Origin of the sequence: Halorhodospira sp. 9622 (assembly GCF_022228025.1) — a bacterium.
GTDB lineage: Bacteria > Pseudomonadota > Gammaproteobacteria > Nitrococcales > Halorhodospiraceae > Halorhodospira > Halorhodospira halophila_A.
This window is the reverse complement of the sequence record NZ_JAJNRE010000039.1, coordinates 1-13,929: the sequence shown is the minus strand read 5'-3', so window position 1 is coordinate 13,929 and position 13,929 is coordinate 1. Positions and strand designations below refer to the sequence as shown.

The 13,929-nt window shown below is 67.3% G+C and carries 15 protein-coding genes; 11 read left to right on the top strand and 4 right to left on the bottom strand.

Annotated elements, in window-relative coordinates; all coding sequences use genetic code 11:
• A partial coding sequence (locus LRG07_RS12825) for an energy transducer TonB (protein WP_238642584.1) occupies positions 1-373 on the top strand: 373 nt, incomplete at its 5' end.
• Between the two features lie 15 nt (positions 374-388).
• Here the strand turns inward: LRG07_RS12825 and LRG07_RS12820 are convergent.
• Both LRG07_RS12820 and LRG07_RS12815 read right to left on the bottom strand, forming a co-directional pair.
• Positions 389-1,672, bottom strand: a complete 1,284-nt coding sequence (locus tag LRG07_RS12820) for a TRAP transporter large permease (protein ID WP_201243014.1) — start codon at positions 1,670-1,672, stop codon at positions 389-391.
• Complete coding sequence (locus LRG07_RS12815; protein WP_201168417.1) at positions 1,669-2,235, bottom strand: TRAP transporter small permease; 567 nt, start codon at positions 2,233-2,235, stop codon at positions 1,669-1,671. Before LRG07_RS12815 ends, LRG07_RS12820 begins: the two co-directional genes overlap by 4 nt.
• Positions 2,236-2,352: 117 nt before the next feature.
• Here LRG07_RS12815 and dctP (LRG07_RS12810) point away from each other — a divergent pair, with 117 nt between their 5' ends.
• The 3 genes from dctP (LRG07_RS12810) to LRG07_RS12800 all read left to right on the top strand — a co-directional run bounded on the left by dctP (LRG07_RS12810) (position 2,353) and on the right by LRG07_RS12800 (position 5,073).
• A complete protein-coding gene (gene dctP, locus LRG07_RS12810) occupies positions 2,353-3,375 on the top strand; it encodes a TRAP transporter substrate-binding protein DctP (RefSeq protein ID WP_201168415.1) in 1,023 nt (340 codons plus the stop codon).
• A 19-nt stretch (positions 3,376-3,394) separates the two neighbouring features.
• Positions 3,395-4,420, top strand: coding sequence for a TRAP transporter substrate-binding protein DctP (dctP, locus tag LRG07_RS12805; protein WP_201168413.1), 1,026 nt, complete (start codon positions 3,395-3,397; stop codon positions 4,418-4,420).
• 62 nt (positions 4,421-4,482) lie between these two features.
• The gene (locus LRG07_RS12800; protein ID WP_201168411.1) at positions 4,483-5,073 is read left to right on the top strand and encodes a thioredoxin family protein; all 591 of its coding nucleotides are present in this window, start codon (positions 4,483-4,485) and stop codon (positions 5,071-5,073) included.
• Here LRG07_RS12800 and LRG07_RS12795 read toward each other — a convergent pair.
• Positions 5,057-5,860: an inner membrane protein YpjD gene (locus tag LRG07_RS12795; protein WP_238642581.1), complete on the bottom strand. Its 804-nt coding sequence runs from the start codon at positions 5,858-5,860 to the stop codon at positions 5,057-5,059. The two genes, LRG07_RS12800 and LRG07_RS12795, sit on opposite strands and share 17 nt — an antisense overlap.
• Positions 5,861-6,002: 142 nt before the next feature.
• On the opposite strand from LRG07_RS12795, the gene ffh reads away from it, so the two are divergent.
• The 5 genes from ffh (at position 6,003) to LRG07_RS12770 (ending at position 11,903) form a co-directional block, all read left to right on the top strand.
• Complete coding sequence (gene ffh / locus LRG07_RS12790) at positions 6,003-7,406, top strand: signal recognition particle protein (RefSeq protein ID WP_201168399.1); 1,404 nt, start codon at positions 6,003-6,005, stop codon at positions 7,404-7,406.
• A 98-nt stretch (positions 7,407-7,504) separates the two neighbouring features.
• Positions 7,505-9,130 (top strand): methyl-accepting chemotaxis protein, encoded by a 1,626-nt coding sequence (locus LRG07_RS12785; protein WP_238637154.1) that lies wholly within the window; start codon positions 7,505-7,507, stop codon positions 9,128-9,130.
• A complete protein-coding gene (locus LRG07_RS12780) occupies positions 9,127-10,587 on the top strand; it encodes a DASS family sodium-coupled anion symporter (RefSeq protein ID WP_201168394.1) in 1,461 nt (486 codons plus the stop codon). Before LRG07_RS12785 ends, LRG07_RS12780 begins: the two co-directional genes overlap by 4 nt.
• 152 nt (positions 10,588-10,739) lie before the next feature.
• A complete protein-coding gene (locus LRG07_RS12775) occupies positions 10,740-11,117 on the top strand; it encodes an H-NS family nucleoid-associated regulatory protein (RefSeq protein WP_201168392.1) in 378 nt (125 codons plus the stop codon).
• Positions 11,118-11,183: 66 nt separating this feature from the next.
• Entirely contained in the window at positions 11,184-11,903 is a 720-nt protein-coding gene (locus tag LRG07_RS12770) for a sulfite exporter TauE/SafE family protein (RefSeq protein WP_238642579.1), read from the top strand.
• Positions 11,904-11,949: 46 nt separating this feature from the next.
• Here LRG07_RS12770 and LRG07_RS12765 read toward each other — a convergent pair whose 3' ends face one another.
• Positions 11,950-12,222 (bottom strand): hypothetical protein, encoded by a 273-nt coding sequence (locus LRG07_RS12765; RefSeq protein ID WP_238642577.1) that lies wholly within the window; start codon positions 12,220-12,222, stop codon positions 11,950-11,952.
• A gap of 916 nt (positions 12,223-13,138) precedes the next feature.
• Between LRG07_RS12765 and LRG07_RS12760 the strand changes: the two genes are divergently transcribed.
• Both LRG07_RS12760 and LRG07_RS12755 read left to right on the top strand, forming a co-directional pair.
• Positions 13,139-13,642 carry an RNA polymerase sigma factor gene (locus LRG07_RS12760; protein WP_370641540.1) on the top strand — a complete coding sequence of 168 codons (504 nt, stop codon included), beginning with the start codon at positions 13,139-13,141 and terminating at the stop codon, positions 13,640-13,642.
• Positions 13,639-13,929 (top strand): hypothetical protein (locus LRG07_RS12755; RefSeq protein WP_238642575.1); only part of this gene is annotated, 291 nt, incomplete at its 3' end. The genes LRG07_RS12760 and LRG07_RS12755, both read left to right, overlap by 4 nt.

Sequence of the window (13,929 nt, the reverse complement as noted above, 5' to 3'; positions counted from 1 at the left end):
CAAGCCGGAAGAGGACGAGGTGGAGGAAGAGGACGATGACCCCGACGAGGGGCCGCCGCAGGAGGCGGAGGTCGGCACCGAATCGGACGTTTCGGACTCTTTCCTGGCCGATGTCCACCGCGCCCTGCAGTCGGAGCAGCGCTATCCCCGTTCGGCCGAGCGCCGGCGCCTGGAAGGCACGGTGGGGTTGACCTTCGTTCTCGATGCCGACGGCAACGTCCTCGAGTGGGAGATCGCCGAGCCGTCAGAGCACGAACTCTTCGATGAAGAGGTCGAGCGCATGATCCAGTCGGTGCGGATGCCCGAGATCCCCGAAGACGAGTCCTTCGAGCGCCTGGAGCTGAATGTGACCATCGACTTCCGGCTGCGCTGAAGCCCTTGCGACGCCTTAATCGAAGGCGAGATCGCGCAGGAACAGGGCGATCTCGGGGAAGAAGATCACCAGCAGCGTGGCCAGGATCATGATGGCGATGAACGGCGGCGTGCCGCGGATCACCTCCAGGTACGGCCGTCGGAAGACGGCGATGGCGGTGAACAGGTCGACCCCGAAGGGCGGGGTTGCCGAACCGATGGCTGCCTGCAGGACCACCAGCGTACCCACCAGGACCGGGTCGAGCTGAGCGGCTTCGACCAGCGGTGCCAGGATCGGTGTGAAGACCAGGATCACCACGATCGGGTCGACGAACATGCAGCCGATGAAATAGATCAGCGCAATGGCTAGCAGCGCAAGGGTCGGGTCGTGGGCCACGGCATCGATCAGCGGTCCCACGAGTTCTTGGGGGATCTGCGCGAACGAAATGCTGTAGGCGAAGGCCTGCCCGGCGCCGACCAGGATGAAGACCACTGCCGTGATCAGCCCCGTGGAGCGGGCCACTTCCAGTAGATCCCGCCCGCCCAGGCTGCGGTAGACCCCGAACTCGAGGATGGCGGCGTAGAGCACCGAGATGGCCGCCGCCTCGGTGGGCGTAAAGACGCCGCTGTAGATGCCGCCGACGATGATCACCGGGAAGCCCAGCGCCGGCAGCGCGCGCAGCAGGGCGCGGCCGCGCGCTCCCCAGCCGGCCCGTTCGGCGCCCTCGATCCCCTGCCAGCGAGTGTAGATGTAGCACCACAGGCTGATCAGCAACAGGATCAGCAGCCCGGGGCCGATACCGGCGATGAACAGTTGCGCCGGCGAGGTCTGGGCCACCACGCCGTAGATGATCATGCCGATGCTCGGCGGGATGAGTAGCGCCACATCGCTGGCGTTGACGATCAGCGCCAGGTTGAAGCTGTCCTTGTACCCCGCCTGCTGCAGGCGCGGGCGCAGCGGCGTGCCCATGGCCACCACGGTGGCCTGGGTCGAGCCCGAGACGGCGCCAAAGAGCGCGCAGCTGACTGCCGTGGTGATGGGCAGGCCGCCGCGGATGTGGCCGATGGTCGTGGCCACTAGGTCGAGCAGGGTGTTGGCGGTGCGCCCCCGGGTCATGATGTCGGCGGCGAGGATAAACAGCGGCACCGCCGAGAGCACCACGGGCTGGATCCCGGTAATCATCTGCCGGATCAGGGCGTCGGCGCCGATAAACGGCAGCTCGATGAGGATGATCAGCAGTGCGCCGGCGAGCAGTGGCACCATCAGCGGGAAGCCGAGCAGCAGCAGGAGCAGCATCGCCGTGATCACCAGCGCTGTCATAGTCGCGCATCCCCGGCCGGATCCTCGCCGGACTCGTAGGCCTCGCGCTCGCTGTAGGAGCGGTAGATCGCCCGGCGGGTGAGGTTTTTCCAGGCGCTGAGGGCGTACTGCACGCCGCCGGCGAACAGGCCCACGGGTACGATCGAATAGGCCAGCCCCATGGGGATGCCCAGCGCCGTGCTGGTGCGCCCGCCCTGGTGGACCTCCCAGACGTAGTGGCCGGCGTGCCACGCCATGTAGAACAGCAGCCCGGCGGTGCCCACATGGGTGAAGACCAGCAGCCCCTTGCGCGCCAGGCCGCGCAGCTGGTCGTAGACGGCATTCATGCAGATGTGCCGCGCTCGGCGCACGCCGTAGGCGAGCCCGCCGAAGGTGATCCAGATCATGAGGATCTCGGTGAGTTCGAAGGTGCCCGGCACGGTGTTGCCGGTGAGGTTGCGCGAGAGGGTATTGGCTATGGAGAGGCCCGCCAGCAGCAGGACGCCGCCGGCGAGCAGGAACGCCTCGACACGGGCGATACCGCCGTCGAGCCGCTCGAGCCAGGTCCGCTTCCGTGTGCCCATGCGGGGATCCCAACCGAATCGTTGAGGTGAACATATCGAACCTCGGGGGGATGCGTACAGTGCAGCGGCTTGTGCTAGGGTTCGGGGCGATCACCATGCTGACGGGAGATCATCCCCATGCACCGTTACGCCATCGCCACCGTGCTGCTTGGCAGCGTCGCCTTCGCCGGAGCCGCCCACGCCGATCAGTGGCGGATCGCCCTAGAGGAGGTGGAGGGCAGCATCCAGTACCAGTACGCCGAGCGCTTCGCCGAGGAGGTGGAGGCGCGCACTGACGGTGAGGTACAGGTCGATCTGTTCCCCTACGGCACCATCGGCGAGATGGAGGATATCTACGAGCAGCTGCAGGCCAACGTTGTGCAGTTCGCTTTCGGCTCCGGGGCGTTGGGCGGGACCGTACCGGAGAGTCAGTTGTTTAGCGTCAACTTCATCCTCAGCGATGACGAGTACGTGAATACCCGCGCGCTGAACGATCCCCACTTCCTACGCAGCGATCCGGTCCAGCAGGCCTTCGGCGAGCGGGGCATGGAGTTGGTCTCGGTCCTGCCCGAGGGCTGGCAGGTGTGGAGCGCCAATGAGCCGATCCGCACCCCCGAGGATTTCGACGGGGTGCAGATCCGCACCATGGACAATCGCCTGCTGCGCGAGACCTACCGCCAGTACGGCGCCGACCCAACGCCCATGGCCTACGGCGAGGTTTACGGCGGGCTGGAGCAGGGCGTGATCGACGGCAACATTCAGCCGTACTTCGCACACCAGGAGATGGGCTTCTACGAGGTCCAGGACTACTTCATCGAGGCGCGTCAGGCGCAGTTTATCGCCGGCTTCATGGCCAGTTCCCGGTTCTTTGACGGGTTACCGGCCGAGCGACAGGAGATGATCCGCGAGATCACCGCCGACATGGTGGACTGGGCCCACGACATGCAGCAGGCGGTCAATGACGAGCGCCTGGCCGACATGAAGGCTGGCTCGGACATCCAGGTCATTGCCCTGGACGAGGATGAGCGTGCCGCCTTCCGCGAGCGCGCCCTACCCACCCGAGAGACGTATATCGACGAGGTCGGCGCCCGCGGCGAGCAGGCACTGGAGCGGCTGCTCGAGGCGGTCGAGCAGGCCGAGGGCGCCTACGGCGACTCCTGACGGCGGCAGGAGCCGGGGCATGCGCCACCGCCTGAGCGCCATCGTTGTCGCCGCCGCCCTGGCGGCGGGCTGTGGCGACGAGCCCCCGGAGCAGTGGCGAATCGCCCTGGAGGAGAAGGCGGGCGGCGTGCAGTACGAGTACGCCGCCCGCTTCGCCGAGGAGGTTGAGGAGCGCACCGACGGCGCCGTGGAGGTGCGGATCTACCCGTACGGCGCCATCGGCGATACCGAAACGGTCCATCAGCAGGTGCGCCGCAACGCGGTGCACTTCGCCTTCGGTTCCGGCGATCTGGCCGGGGCGGTCCCCGAGAGTCAGGTCTTCGGTCTGCACTTCATTTACAGCGACGACGCCTACGTCAACGCCCGGGCGCTCAACGATCCTGAACTGCTGCATAGCGACGCGCTGCAGGGCGCTTACCGAGACGCGCGGCTGCGCCCGCTGGCGCTGGTGCCCACCGGCTGGCGGGTGTGGGCCGCGGACCGGCCGCTGCGTGCCCCGGCTGATTTCCGCGACGTGCGCCTGGGGGTGGCCGACAGCCCGCTGCTGCGCGAGAGCTACCGTGCCTACGGGGCGCAGGCCGAGCACGTCGAATACGGCGAACTCCATGCGGCCCTGGCCGATGGCCGGGTAGACGCCACCGCGCAGCCGATCTATATCCTCGACGCCCTCGGGCTCTACGAGCACACCCGTCACTGGACGGCGCCCCGGGCTGCGCCCCACGTATCCGCCTTCGTCGCCAGCGATATCTTCTACCAGCGCCTGTCGCGCGGCCAGCGCCGAATGCTGCGCGAGATCGGCGAGGAGCTGGTGGACTGGGCCCATGAGATGCAGCAGGCGCTCAACGAACAACGGCTTGCACAGATCCGGCAGGCGGAGGATATTGCCGTGGAGGAACTCGACGCAGCCGAGCGCGAGGCCCTCGCCGATCCGGCCCGCCCCTTGCGGGCGCTCTATACGGCGCGAGGCGGGCCGGACGCCGAGCGGATCCTCGCCCGGTTGCTCGATGCCCTCGAGCGCGCCGAGGCGGAGCACGGCGGAGACTGAGCCCCCGTCGCGGCGCACCGAAGACCCACCCCCTCAAGCAGTACGCCAGGAGGAGAACCAGGATGGTACGCACCGAATCCACCATGCTGCCCATCGGCACCCCGGCTCCGGACTTCACCCTTGCCGATACCGACGGCCGCAGCGTCTCCCTGCACGGGGATCTGGCCGGCGGCGAAGGGGTGCTGATCGCCTTCATCTGCAACCACTGCCCGTTCGTCAAGCACCTGCGCGACCACCTGGCCCATTTCGGCCGGGAGTGCCAGGAGCGCGGGATCGCGGTGGCGGCGATCAGCGCCAACAGCCCCGAGACCCATCCCGACGACGGCCCTGAGCGCATGGCCGAGGAGAAGGCGGCTGCCGGGTACACGTTCCCTTATCTGTTCGATCCGGATCAGTCCGTGGCCAAGGCCTACCGGGCTGCCTGCACGCCGGATTTCTACCTCTTCGATGCTGAACTGAAGCTCTTCTACCGGGGGCGGTTTGACGACAGCACGCCGCGCAACGACCGTCCGATCACCGGGGCCGACCTGCGCGGGGCGGTGGATGCGCTGTTGCAGGGCGAGGCGCCGCCCGACCCGCAATACCCGAGCATCGGCTGCAACATCAAGTGGCGCGAGGGCAATGAGCCCGACTACTTCACTGCTGGAGGATGAGCTCCAGTACGAACTTGCTGCCGAAGTAGCCGAACATCAGGGCGAGGAAACCGACGAGGGTCCAGCGGATCGCCGTCTGTCCTCGCCACCCCCACACGGCATGGCCGATCAGCAGTGTGGCGAAGGCCAACCACGAGGCCATGGACAGCGAGGTCTTGTGGATCATCATCCCCTCAAGGAGGCGATCCAGGAAGAACAGGAAACCGGAACCGAGGGCCACGGTCAGCGCGACAAAGCCCACGGTAACCAGCCAGAACAGCTGCTTCTCCATGGTGCGTAGCGCCGGCAGCTGCCGCACGAATCCGGTGGCCTGCCGGTGGCGTAGCCGATAGTCGAGGGCGCCGAGGATCAGCGCCTGCAGCACCGCCGCCAGTAGGGTGGCGTAAGCGGTCATGGAGATGACGATGTGGATCTGTACCGCCAGCTCGCGATCCAGGGTGGCCTCCGGGGCCGCGAACAGGGTCAGCATGACCGCCATGGCCGAAAGCGGCCAGAGCAGGATGCCCAGATGCTCGACCCGCTGGCGCAGGCTGACAATGACCAGCCCGGTGCTGGTGATCCAGGAGACCAGCGACAGGGCGCTGAAGATGCTCAGGTTCAGCCCGTCGTCCACCCAGGTGGTGTCACCGACCACGACCACGTGCGTGCCGACCGCCGCGGCGGCCAACGCCAGCGCGGTCGAGCGCGCCGGGCTGCGTTCCTCGTGCAGCAGCAGCCGTGCGCCGAGGGCGACCGTGGCGGCCAGATAGAGCAGGACGGTGACGAGGGTCAGGGCAGTGATAACCATAATGCACGGGATGATGGCATAAACCGTGCCACCCGGGAACCACCCTGCGACAAGCCGCGACGGTACATTGGATTCGCACGCGGGCGCGGCGGACCCGTATAATACGGCCCGTTTTCAGGTTGCCGAACGAATAGGCCGGACCATGTTTGAGAATCTCACCGGACGCTTCGACTCCGTCACGCAGCGCATGAGCGGGCGGGGCCGGATCACCGATGAAAACATCCAGGAGACCGTCCGCGAGGTGCGCAAGGCGCTGCTCGAGGCCGACGTGGCCCTGCCAGTGGTGCGCAGCTTTACCGAAGAGGTCAAGAAGCGCGCCGAGGGTGCCGAGGTGGCCAAGAGCCTGACCCCGGGGCAGGCCTTCATCAAGATCGTCCAGGACGAGCTGGTCCGCGTCATGGGCGAGGAGGCGGTGCCGCTCAACCTCAATGTTCAGCCGCCGGCGGTGGTACTGGTCGCCGGCCTGCAGGGTTCGGGCAAGACCACCTCCATCGGCAAGCTGGCCCGTTACCTGCGCGAGCGTGAGAAGAAGAAGGTCCTGGTGGTCAGCTGCGACGTCTACCGGCCGGCGGCCATCGACCAGCTCGAGACCCTCGCCGGCCAGGTCGAAGTGGACTTCTTCCCGTCAAGCTCTGGCGACAAGCCCGAGCGGATCGCCAGGGACGCGATCGACCACGCCAAGCGCCACTACTACGACGTGCTCCTCGTCGATACCGCCGGCCGGCTGACCGTCGACGAGGCGATGATGGACGAGGTCAAGCGCCTGCATAAGGCGGTGACCCCGGCCGAGACCCTCTTCGTGGTCGACGCCATGACCGGTCAGGATGCGGCCAAGACGGCCCAGGCCTTCGGCGAGGCCCTGCCCCTGACCGGCGTGGTGCTGACCAAGACCGACGGTGACGCCCGCGGTGGTGCCGCGCTGTCGGTCCGCCACGTCACGGGCGCGCCGATCAAGTTCCTCGGCATCGGCGAGAAGACCGACGCCCTTGAGCCTTTCCATCCCGAGCGGGTCGCCTCGCGGATCCTCGGCAAGGGCGACGTGGTCAGCCTGGTCGAGGAGGTCGAGCGCAGCGTTGACCAGGAGAAGGCCAAGAAGCTTGAGAAGAAGCTCAAGAAGGGCGGCAAGGGGTTCGATCTCAACGACTTCAAGGAGCAGATGCAGCAGATCGATAAGCTCGGCGGCCTCGGCGGGGTGATGGACAAGATGCCGGGCATGGGCAAGCAGTTCGACAAGGTCAAGGACCAGCTCGATGACCGCATCGTCCGCCGTCAGCTGGCCATGATCAACTCCATGACCCCGGCCGAGCGCGCCAAGCCGGATATCATCAACGGCTCGCGCAAGAAGCGGATCGCCACCGGCTCTGGAGTCCAGGTCCAGGACCTCAATCGCCTGCTCAAGCAGTTCAAGCAGATGCAAAAGATGATGAAGCAGGTGAAGAAAAAGGGTGGTGCGCAGCGGATGTTCCAACAGCTCATGGGTGGCGGCTCCGGCGGGCCGGGCGGCCCGGCCGGTCCCGGTGGACTGCCGCCGGGGATGGGGCGCTAGGGCGCACGCGCGGCGTGAACCCCTATAAGGTCTGTTAGATTCGCGCCGATAACCCGGGCAGGGCCGCGCCATCCGGCCGGTTGCAACAGGAGATCACCATGAAGCTGCTGCGCCGCATCCACGACGTCCGGATCTGGATTCGCCTGCTCGTCGGTATCTGGCTGATGCTGGTCCTGGCCTGGACGAGCATGATCGTGTACGCGGCGTGGGAACAGCGCAACGTGGCGGTGGACCAGGCCGTCGAGTTCACCGACACGATGAACCAGATGACCATGGCCGGTCTCACCGCCATGATGTGGACCAACACCATGGATCAGCGCCACGAGTTCCTGGAACAAATCCAGGAGCTGCCCAATGTTTCGGGGCTGCGGGTGCTGCGCGCAGAACTCACCGAGGAGTGGTACGGCCCCGGTGAGCCGGATCAACAGCCTCAGGACGAGGTTGAGGAGCGGGTGCTGGAGACCGGCGAGCCCTACATCGCCCAGATTGATGGCGGCCAGGCCCTACGTGCGGTCATCCCCAACTTTAACGAGACCGACTTCCTCGGCAAGTCGTGCGTCGAGTGCCACGGCCCGGGCAACGAGGGCGAGGTCCTCGGCGCGGTCAATATGGAGATCTCGCTCGAGGAGGTGAATCGGGCGGTGATCGGTTTCGGCACGACCATCTTCGGGATCGCCGTGCTGCTCAGCCTGCCGTTCCTGCTGGTGGTCTACCTATTCATCCAGCGCTCGGTCACGCGGCCGATCAACGACATGACCCAAAATCTGAACGCCATCGCCAGCGGCGGCGGCGACCTGACCCGCCGGCTCGATGTCCACAGCGGCGACGAGATCGGGCAGGCGGCCAACGCCTTCAACCGTTCCATGGCCGTCTTCCACGACCTCATCGCCCGGGTGGTGGACATGGCCGAGCGGCTCGATCGCTCGGCGCAGCAGGTCTCCGAGGTCACGGACCGGAGCAACGATCGGATCGATCGTCAGCGCTCGGAGATCGAGCAGGTGGCCACGGCGATGAACGAGATGACCTCCACCGCCCAGGAGGTCGCCCGCAACGCCCAGCACGCTGCCGAGGCCACGCAGAGCGGCGAGGAGGCCGCCCAGCGGGGCAAGCAGGTGGTCCAGCAGACGGTCAGCGGTATCAACCAGCTCGCCGATGACGTCTCCCGCGCCGCCGGGGCGATCCAGAAGCTGGCCGACGACAGCGAGCAGATCGGCACGGTGATCGATCTGATCCGCGAGATCGCCGAGCAGACCAACCTGCTCGCCCTCAACGCCGCCATCGAGGCGGCGCGCGCCGGCGAGCAGGGCCGGGGCTTCGCCGTGGTCGCTGATGAGGTGCGCAAGCTGGCCACGCGCACCCACGAGTCCACGCAGCAGATCCAGGACATGATCAGCGCCCTGCAGGAGGAGACCAAGAGCGCCCAGGCGGCGATGGAGCAGGGCCACTCCCAGACCCAGGAGACGGTCAGTCAGGCCTCCGAGGCGGATACCGTGCTTGGCGACATCCAGGAGTCGGTCTCCACCATCAGCGAGGTGAATACCCAGATCGCCAGCGCCGCCGAGGAGCAGAGCCAGGTGGTCGAGGAGATCAACCGCAACGTCACCTCCATCAACGACGCGGCGGAGACCACCGCCCAGGAGAGCCAGGAGACCAAGCAGGCCGGTGACGAGCTCGAGGTGCTCGCCCGCGACCTGCGCAAACTCGTCGAGCAATTCAAGGTTTGAGCAAGAGCACGAACCCGGGCGCAACGCGCAGACGCTGGATCGGTCTGATCGGCGGCCCGCTGGCCGCCGGTGGCATGCTGCTGGCCGGGCCGCCTGCCGGCCTGGGGCAGGACGCTTGGTTCGTGGCGGCGCTCACCGTGCTCATGGCCACCTGGTGGGTGAGCGAGGCCCTGCCCATTGCCGCGACCGCCCTGCTGCCGGCCGCGGCGCTGCCGCTGCTCGGGGTGTCCAGCCCCGAGCAGACCATGGCCGCCTACGCCAACCCGATGATCTTCCTCTTCCTCGGCGGCTTTCTGATCGCCATGGCGATCCAGCGTTGGGGGCTGCACCGACGCATCGCGCTGCTCATCCTGTCGGCCACAGGGGGGCGGGACGACCTCCTGGTGGCCGGGTTCATGGGGGCCACGGCGCTGCTCTCCATGTGGGTTAGCAACACCGCCACCGCCGCGATGATGCTGCCCATCGGCCTGTCGGTCATCGGCCTAGTGGAGAGCAGCAGCGGCAAGACGGACCGCCACTTCACCCTGGCGCTGCTGCTGGGGATCGCCTTCGGGGCGAATATTGGCGGCCTCGGCACCCTGATCGGCACCCCGCCGAATGCCTTTCTGGCCGGCTACATCGGCGACCGTTTCGAGATGCAGATCGGCTTCGCGCAGTGGATGGCGGTCGGGGTGCCGGTCTCCGCCACCATGCTGGTCCTGGCGTGGTGGGTCCTGACCCGCTGGGCCTTCCCGCTGCCGGGGCAGGCGATCGCCGGCGTCGGCGAACTGATCGAGCAGGAGCGTCGGCAGATCGGCCCCATGCAGCGGACCGAGCGACGGGTGGCCGTGGTCTTCGTGCTCACCGCCCTGGCCTGGGTGATGCGTCCATGGCTGGAAAGCATTCTGCCCGGGGCAGTGGCGATCAGCGACGCCGGCATCGCCCTCGTCGGCGCCCTGGCCCTGTTCCTGGTCCCCGCCGATGTTCGCCGCCTGAAGTTCCTGCTCGACTGGGAGGATACCCGGGGGCTGCCGTGGGGGGTTCTGGTGCTGGTTGGCGGCGGCCTGGCGCTGGGCGTGGCCATCGATGAGAGCGGCCTGGCCGGGGCGATTGCCACCCTGCTCAGCGGCATGGGCGACTGGCCGGCGCCGCTGCTTGTGCTCTCGGTGGCCGTGCTGGCGGCGCTGATGAGCCACGTGACCAGCAACACGGCCACGGCAGCGACCCTGCTGCCGCTGGTGACCTCGCTGGCGCTGACCATCGGGATCCATCCGCTGCTGCTCGGCGTACCGGTCGCACTGGCCGCCTCGGCGGCCTTTATGCTGCCGGTGGCGACGCCGCCCAACGCCATTGTCTTCGGCAGCGACCGCATTACCGTGCCCGACATGGTTCGCGCCGGTGTACTGCTGACCTTCGCCGGTGCCGGGGTCGCCACGCTCGCCGCCTTCCTACTCGCCCCGCGCGTCCTCGGTTTCTAGCAGGCCGGGTATTCTTGAGGGGGGGATTCCCAGGGCAAAACCCGGTGGGGGAATCCTTTTGTCCCTCCGGCGGAACCTTCTCCGTTTACAATTCCTCTCTTTTTCGATAATTTCTCGCTGTACAGCGGTATTCCAAGTGGAGGAAGCGGAAAATGACGACGAGCGATGAAGCCCTCGAAACGATCCGCCAGGCAGCGGAAGAGCTCGATCTCGTGGATCTGGAGAAAGCCTCGCGGATGATCGAGAAAGAGCAGAAGCGCCGCGAGAAAGAGGCCCGCAAGCAGGCCCAGCAGGAAATGAAACAGGTCGCCCAGAAATACGGGCTGGATCTCGACGAGATTGTCTCGGGCGTCAGCAAGGGCACCGGCGGCAGCAAGGCCTCCAAGGGCGGCAAGGTCCCGCCGAAGTTCCGTCACCCCGAGGATCCGGATCGCACCTGGACCGGCCGCGGCCGCAAGCCGAAGTGGGTCGTCCACTGGGAAGAAGAGCTGGGCCGGGATATCGAAGAGCTGCGTATTCCAGACGCCTGAAGGCTCCGGTTTCGCGGGTTTTCAGAACCATTACACGGATGAATACCCTGGACGACAGGGCTGCCCGTGATCGAGCTCGGTGAGTGGGTTCTCGCAACCCTTGTGCTGATCGTGGGCACGGTCGTTCAGGGTTCCATCGGTTTCGGCGTGGCCCTTTTGGGCGCGCCCGTTCTCTACTGGATTGACCCTGTTCTGGTGCCCGGGCCGATGCTGGTCGTCGGCATGGTGACACCGCTGATGATCTTGATTCGGGAACGTCGCGATCTGGACGTCGCCGGCATCCGCTGGGCCATTCCCGGGCAGCTTTCCGGTGCCGGGCTTGCCGGCGTGGTGCTCGCGCGGGTCGACGAATCCCACCTTTCTTTAATCTTCGGCACCCTGGTTCTGCTCGCCGTAGGGCTGAGTCTGGTGGCGGGGGCGCCCCGGCCCACCGGGAGACGCCTGCTCGCCGGCGGCACCCTCTCCGGTTTTATGGCTACCGCCACCTCGATCGGCGGGCCGCCGCTGGCCCTGGCCTATCAGGGGGTGAGCGGAGCGCGGTTGCGCGCTTCGCTCTCGGCGGTGTTCGTAGTCGGAGCGTTCGGCTCGCTGGGGGCGCTGGCGTGGATCGGTCGCTTCGGGGCCACGGAGTTGCTCCTCGGCCTGAGCTTGTTACCCGGTATCGCCATTGGTTTCTGGCTGTCCGGGTACACGGCTCGTGCCCTGGACCGGCGCTGGCTGCGTGGCGCCGTGCTCGGCGTGTCGGCCGTGGCCGGCCTGGCGGCGGTGGTGCAGGCGTTGTGGTGACAGGCTAAGCGGGGGGATACCAGGGAGGGGCGCAGGGCAGGGACCGTTACGCCTGCTCGTCGATGTTGATGCCCTTGCGCTCGAGGGCATCGAGCTGCTCCGGCTCGATGATGCCGTTGTCGCTGACCTGCTCGAGCGCCTTCTCGACGGCGCGCAGGGCATCGGCATATTCATGCTTTTTCTCGTGGGCAACCTCCAGCTGCTCGCGCAGGAGGTTGGTCTGATCCTCACGCGTCTCCTGAGCACGCTGCTGTGCCTGGTACCCCTGGTAGGCACCGAACAGACCGGCTACCGTGCCGACACCACTGACAATGCTCATCGATCGGTCCTGACTGGAGAGCGGACGTGAAACGCGATTCACTGCGGCCTATCCGAGTTATCGGCTTCGCGGCGGATAACTTGAGCCTTCGGCGCGGCGTGTTCTTCGACCGAGTGTTCGCGATCCTGCTGTTGGTCGTGGCGGCGGCGGTCGGCGTGCCGGCTGGGGCGGAGGAGCGCCCGACCGAGGCCTTCAATCAGGGGGTGGCCCTCTACGAGGCCGGTGATTACCGCGCCGCCGAGCGCGCGTTCGCGACGGTCATCGGCGATCCGGAACTCGGCGCACTGGCCGCGTTCAATCTCGGGCGCGCCGCGCGCCAGCGCGGGGATTGGGCCGCGGCGGAGCACTGGTGGCGCTTGGCGCAGCGGCAGGCGCGCGCCGAGCGCCTCCAGCGGCTGATCGCCACGCGTCTGGACGAGCTCCAGCAGGGCCGGCCGGCCCTGACCGGCTATCTGCAGGCCGGGATCGGGTACGACTCCAACCTGACACTGGATAACGCCAGGGCCTTCAGCGGCGACGGTGATTCGTTCCTCGATCTGTTTGGTCACGCCGCGTGGCAGGCCCGCGGGAGCCGGGGCGACGGGGTGTCGGCCCAGGGCAGTCTCTATCACCGTGGCTACGCCAGCGAGGGGAATTTCGACTTCACCGACGTTGCCCTGGACGTGCTGGCGGAACGGACCGTCCGGCGCTCCCAGCTCGGCTACGGTCTCGGTGTCGGAGCTCTGAGCCGGGGCATCGGCGGCGTCGATGGACGCGCGGAGGGGCAGCTCCAGGGGCGCTGGCACAGCCCGGGTCGGGGCTGGCTCCTGGCGCGCTACCGCCTGCGCGCCCACCGAGGTGGTAATGGCCGGGACTATCTCGATGGGGTGGAGCATCGGTTGAGGCTGGGCTTCCAGGATCGGGCCGGTGCACTGCGCTGGATGGCGTATTACCAGATCGAGCATCACGACCGCGACGACTGGTCGGACGAGAACGCCTTCATCATCCCCGTGGTGACGAGATTGCCGCCCTCGATCGGCCCTATCCCTGGCTGGCGCGTTCGCTTTACAACCTATGGATCGATCGCCATCGCCGCACTCAGGCCCGCCCACCCTGGGACGACCAGTCTCAGGACGATCCGGACGTCCCGTACACCCTTGCCGAGCCGGGCGACGGCCCCGCCGAGCTGGTCGAGCAGGCGCTGACGCGCGAGCGGTTGCAGCGTGCCCTGGGCGCCTTGCCCGAGGCGCAGCGCCAGGTCGTGCTTCTGCATTACATCGAGGGGTTGTCGCTGGACGAGGTGGCCGAGCTCACCGGGGTGAGCAAGGGAACCCTGAAGTCGCGGTTGGCGCGGGCCCGTGACCGGCTTCGCCAGGTCCTGATGGATGGAACCGATGTCGGGGCCGGTGCGTGTGAGGCGGACAAGGGGACCGATCGATGACGGAGCGAACGATGGACTGCCTGGGCTGCCGCGAAGCGCTCCTGGAACTGGAGGCGGACGAGCTGGATAGTGCACAGGCCGAGGCGTGCTATGCGCACCTGGCCGTCTGTCCGGCCTGTCGGGCCTGGTACCAGGACGGTCTACGGCTGCGTCGGCAACTGGCAGAAATCGGTGGCCAGGAGGCGGTCTCGCCCGGGTGGGTGGCGATGCAGCTGCGGCGGGCGCGGAGCGGTTCTGGGGTGCCCACGGTGCGTCAACGCCTGGTCGCCGGTGTCGCGGCGGTGGGG